The organism is Pinirhizobacter sp., from assembly GCF_035317885.1.
GTDB lineage: Bacteria > Pseudomonadota > Gammaproteobacteria > Xanthomonadales > Rhodanobacteraceae > Pinirhizobacter.
On sequence record NZ_DATHFX010000190.1, the window covers coordinates 1 to 4,994 of the forward strand.

The 4,994-nt window shown below is 67.0% G+C and carries 4 protein-coding genes and 1 riboswitch; all 4 genes read left to right on the forward strand.

Translation table 11 applies throughout. The annotated features are described in order from the left end of the window. On the forward strand, nt 1–642 hold a 642-nt coding region (locus tag VK519_RS05950), incomplete at its 5' end, for an SIS domain-containing protein (RefSeq protein WP_324348208.1). A gap of 35 nt (nt 643–677) precedes the next feature. After that, complete coding sequence (gene nagA, locus VK519_RS05955; protein WP_324348209.1) at nt 678–1,826, forward strand: N-acetylglucosamine-6-phosphate deacetylase; 1,149 nt, start codon at nt 678–680, stop codon at nt 1,824–1,826. A gap of 21 nt (nt 1,827–1,847) precedes the next feature. Then, nucleotides 1,848–2,059, forward strand: a riboswitch (cobalamin riboswitch). A 124-nt stretch (nt 2,060–2,183) separates the two neighbouring features. Continuing rightward, nucleotides 2,184–4,028: a TonB-dependent receptor domain-containing protein gene (locus VK519_RS05960; protein ID WP_324348210.1), complete on the forward strand. Its 1,845-nt coding sequence runs from the start codon at nt 2,184–2,186 to the stop codon at nt 4,026–4,028. Between the two features lie 285 nt (nt 4,029–4,313). Beyond that, nucleotides 4,314–4,994: efflux RND transporter permease subunit (locus VK519_RS05965; RefSeq protein ID WP_324348212.1), on the forward strand; the 681-nt coding region annotated here is incomplete at its 3' end.

Genomic DNA, 4,994 nt, shown 5'->3' on the forward strand with positions numbered 1-4,994 from the left:
CCGCTCGCCGCTGCCGCGGACGTGGTGATCCCGTTGCGTGCGGGGCCTGAGAAAAGCGTTGCCGCCACCAAGAGCTACATCGCGGCGCTGGTGGCCACCTTGCACCTGGTGGCCCGCTGGAGCGAAGACTCCGAACTCGATGACGCGCTTCGCGCCCTGCCCGCACAACTGCGCCAGGGCTGGGACGCGGATTGGTCGAGCCTGGTCGACGGCCTGGTGGATGCGCGCAACTTCTTCGTGGTGGGCCGGGGCTACGGCTTCGCCATCGCGCTGGAGGCGGCGCTGAAATTCAAGGAAACCTGCGCCCTGCACGCGGAGGCGTTCAGTGCGGCGGAGGTCAAGCACGGCCCGATGGCCCTGGTGGGCCCGGAATTCCCGGTGCTGTTCTTCGCCCAGGACGACGAAGCACTCGCCAGCACGCTGGCGGTGGCCAGCGAATTCCGCGGCCGCGGCGCCCGTGTCTGGGTGGCCGCACCGGGCGCGGCGGGCGTTGGCGCGTTGCCCCTGGCCGGCTCCAATGCGCTTACCGCGCCGATCCTCACCATCCAGAGCTTCTATCGCGCGGCCAACGCGCTGTCGCTGCGCCGCGGGCTGAATCCCGACGTGCCGCCGCATCTCAACAAAGTGACCGAGACCGTTTGACGGTCCGGCCCATCGAATCGAAGAGAGAGATACTCATGACCACCGCACTCGTCAACGGACGCGTCCTCACCGACCACGGCCTGCAAGGCGGCTTCGCCGTGCTGCTGGAAGGCGATGTCATCGCCGGGCTGGCCCTGCCGTCCGACCCGCGCGTGCGCGCCGCCGAGCGCCACGACCTGGAAGGCCGCGTACTGTTGCCCGGCTTCATCGATTGCCAGGTGAACGGTGGCGGCGGCGTGCTGTTCAACGATGCGCCCACGGTGGAAACCATCCGCACCATCGGTGCCGCGCATCGCCGCTACGGCACTACGGGCTTCCTGCCCACGCTGATCAGCGACGATGTCGACGTGATGCGCCGGGCCATCGAGGCGGTGAACGCGGCCATCGAACAGGGCGTGCCGGGTGTGCTCGGCATCCACCTGGAAGGCCCGTTCCTGGCGCCCGAGCGCAAGGGCGTGCACAACCCGGCGAAGTTCCGCACGGTCGACATGGATGACATCGCGATGCTGGCCGGCAAGCACAACGGCGTCACCTTGCTTACCCTGGCACCTGAACGCGCCAGCATCGACACCTTGCGCCAGCTCACCGAGGCTGGCGTCACCGTGGCCGCCGGTCACACGGCGTCCGACTACGAAACCATGCGCGATGCCCTGCGCAACGGCGTGCGTGGCTTCACCCACCTCTTCAACGCCATGACCCCGTTCACCAGCCGCGAACCCGGCGTGGTCGGTGCGGCGCTGGAAGATCCGCACAGCTGGTGCGGCCTGATCGTCGACGGTCACCACGTGCACCCGGCCGCCCTGCGCGTGGCGATTGCTGCCAAGCCGCGGCAGAAGATGTTCCTGGTGACCGACGCCATGCCGCCGGTGGGCGCGGCCGATCCATCGTTCATCCTGAATGGCGAAAGGATCACCGCCCGCGACGGCGTGTGCCAGACCGCCGGCGGCGTGCTGGCCGGTTCCGCCCTGGACATGGCCACGGCGGTACGCAACACCGTGGAAATGGTGGGGGTGCCGCTGGCCGAGGCCGCACGCATGGCCTCTACCTACCCTGCCGCGTTCCTGGGACTGGAAAAGACCTTCGGCAAGGTCACCGCCGGCTACCGCGCCGACCTCGTCGCCCTGAACGAAGATTATTCGGTCTATGAGACCTGGATCGCCGGCGCCTGCCAGCGCTGCGAGTAATCGGCGCAAAGGGGAACCTGCTACCATGCGCCCCGTCCAGGTGTCCCAAGGGTGTTCACCCAAGGGATGAAACGGGAAGCCGGTGAGAATCCGGCGCTGCCCCCGCAACGGTAAGCGACGCAAGGAACGGCAAGACGCCACTGCACGATAAGTGCGGGAAGGTGCCGTTCCCCTCGGGCCCAATGGTCCCGACGTTCGCCAGCCCGGAGACCGGCCCGGATATCCGCGCAAGCGGATTCATGCTGCTGGTGGCTCGCGGAGGGCGAAGCCGGACCTGGCCCGCGCCCGTGCGCGACCTCGTTCCATTCCTTCCTGCGCGCTGCCGGTCCGTTCGAACCCCGGGACCCGCACAACCTCATGAAGAAGACCTTGCTCGCCGCTGCCTTGCTCGCAGCCACCGCCGCCCACGCCGCGGACGAAACGCAACCGCAAACCATGCAAACAGTGGTGGTGACCGCCACCCGCACCGCTACCTCGATCGAGGACACGCTGGCGCCGGTAACGGTGATTACCCGCCAGGACATCGACCGCCTGCAGCCGCAATCGGTGCAGGACCTGCTCACGGGCCTGCCTGGCGTGAATTTCGCCAATGCCGGCGGCCTGGGCCAGCAGACCTCGATGTTCGTCCGCGGTACCAACTCCTCGCACACCCTGGTGTTGATCGACGGCGTCCGCGTGGGCACCGTCGCGGCGGGGCTGCCGGCCTTCGAGCAGATTCCGGTGGAACAGATCGACCATATCGAGTTCGTCCGCGGCCCGCGTTCGAGCCTTTACGGTGCGGACGCCATCGGCGGCGTGCTGCAGATCTTCACCCGCCACGGCGACGCAGGTGAAGCGCCGACACCCTCGCTGGCGCTCACCGCGGGCAGTCACAGCCTGGTCGACGGCCAGGCGGGCATTTCCGGCGGCACCGAACACGGCTGGTACAACGCCAGCCTCGGCGGCCAGTACACGCGCGGCATCAACGCCTGCAAGGTCGGCGCCGCCGAAGCCTTCGCCGGCTGCTTCGCCGACCAGCCCGACAAGGATGGCTACCGCACCTACAACGCCGCGCTTTCCGGTGGTTACCGCTGGGATAACGACGTGGTGCTGACCGGAAGCTTCCTGCGCAGCAAGGGCGACATCGAATACGACGGCGACTTCGGCAACTTCACCCGCCGCTCGCAGCAGGTGGTGGGCGGCAACCTCGGCTTCCCGGTGACCGACATCTGGCGCATGAACGTGGCCGTGGGGCAGAACCAGGACCGTGCCGACAACTACGCCTTCGGCCCGCGCATCGGCTTCGGCTATTCGAAGCGGAACCAGGCCAGCTGGCAGAACGACTTCACGCTGGCCCCGGGCCAGTCGGTGTCCGCCGGCGTGGACTACAGCCAGGAACGTCTGGACAGCGACACCGGCTACCTCGCCGACCGCCGCAACAACACCGGCGTGTTTGCCCTGTACCAGGGTCGGTTCGACGCCAATGAGATCCAGCTTTCTGGCCGCCACGACCACAACGAGCAGTTCGGCAACCACAACACCGGCGGCATTGCCTACGGCTACCACTTCGACAACCAGATGGTGCTGTCGGCCTCGTGGGCGTCGTCGTTCCACGCGCCCACGTTCAACGATCTCTACTATCCGTTCGGCAGCGGCAACCCGAACCTGAAGCCTGAATCCGGCCGCAGCTACGAGATCGGCCTGTCGGCCCGGCCCGGTGCGTGGAATTGGGCGGTGAACGCCTACCAGACCAAGCTCACCAATCTCATCGGCTACGACGAGAACTTCGTGCCAATCAACGTGGCGCGTGCCCGCTTGCGTGGCATCGAAGGCCAGCTGGGCGCGGACGTCGATGGCTGGCACCTGCGTGCCTCGGCCACCGTGCAGCAGCCGATCAGCCAGGCTGACGATGGCACCGACGGCAACCTGCTGGCACGGCGTCCGCGTCGCATGGGCCGCGTCGATCTTGACCGCGACCTTGGCGACTTCAGCGTGGGCGGCTCGGTTTACAGCGCTGGCTACAGCTACGACGACGCGGCCAACTCGGCGCGATTGGGTGGATACACCACGGCTGACGTCCGCGCCAGCTGGACGTTCCGTCCCGCCTGGAGCATCCAGGCGCGGGTCGCCAACCTGGCCGACAAGACCTACGAAACTTCGCGCTACTACAACCAGTTGGGCCGTACGTACTACCTGACGTTACGTTATTCGCCCGCACGCTGACCAATCTGTATCGTTCTAAACGGGGTCAGAGTCATGACTCTGACCCCAACCCAACTGAACGATTTGCATCGTTTGAAACGATGAAGGGGCGGTGGAGGCCGACACATGCCGCCGCCCCTGCCTTTCGGCACGGACATACTTCCTGCACACGCGTTCGTCATCGTCCGCGCCTAACGTGGCGGCACGATACCCCGCTTGCCCGTTAAACTAAGGCGCGCGGAAACGGTCAAGGAAACGACGCGTGCAACGCGGTTCGCCGGGAGAGGCGATCCGCCCGGGAGGTTTGTGAACATATTCGCGCCATTCATCCGTCGGCCCGTGGGGACGTCGCTACTTGCGCTGGGACTAACCCTGGCAGGCGTAGTCGCGTACATCCTGCTGGGCGTGGCCGCCCTGCCCTCGCTGGAATTTCCAGGCGTGGTGGCGTTCGCCCAGATGCCGGGCGCCAGCGCGCAGGTGATGGCCACCACCGTGGCCGCGCCGCTCGAACGCCATCTGGGCCAGATCCCGGGTATCGAGGAAATGGTTTCGCAGTGCACCGAAGGCTCCTGCTTCGTGCAGGTTCGCTTCACCATGGACCGGACTGCCGACAAAGCCGCGCGCGACGTGCAGGCAGCGCTCAATGCCGCGGCGGTGGATCTTCCCACCGGCATGCCGGCCCCGCCGAACTATTTCAAGTTCGATACCTCGCAGATCCCCGTGCTGCTGGTGTCACTGACGTCCACCTCGCTGCCGCCCGACAAGCTCTACGACATCACCGACACCCTGCTGTCGCCCGCGATCGCCCAGCTGCCCGGTGTCGCCCGCGTGCAGATCTTCGGCGGCACCGCGCACGCGGTGCGGGTGGAGCTGGATACGGCCGCCCTCGCCTCGCAAGGGCTGTCGGCCAACGACGTTTCCCAGGCGCTGCGCGCCGCGAACGTCAGCTCGCCCCAGGGAACGCTTACCGACGGTCGTTCGCAGATG

Excerpts from the sequence above, each read along its gene's own strand:
- nagA (WP_324348209.1), top strand. The coding sequence starts at position 678 with ATGACCACCGCACTCGTCAACGGACGCGTCCTCACCGACCACGGCCTG.
- VK519_RS05960 (WP_324348210.1), top strand. The coding sequence starts at position 2,184 with ATGAAGAAGACCTTGCTCGCCGCTGCCTTGCTCGCAGCCACCGCCGCC.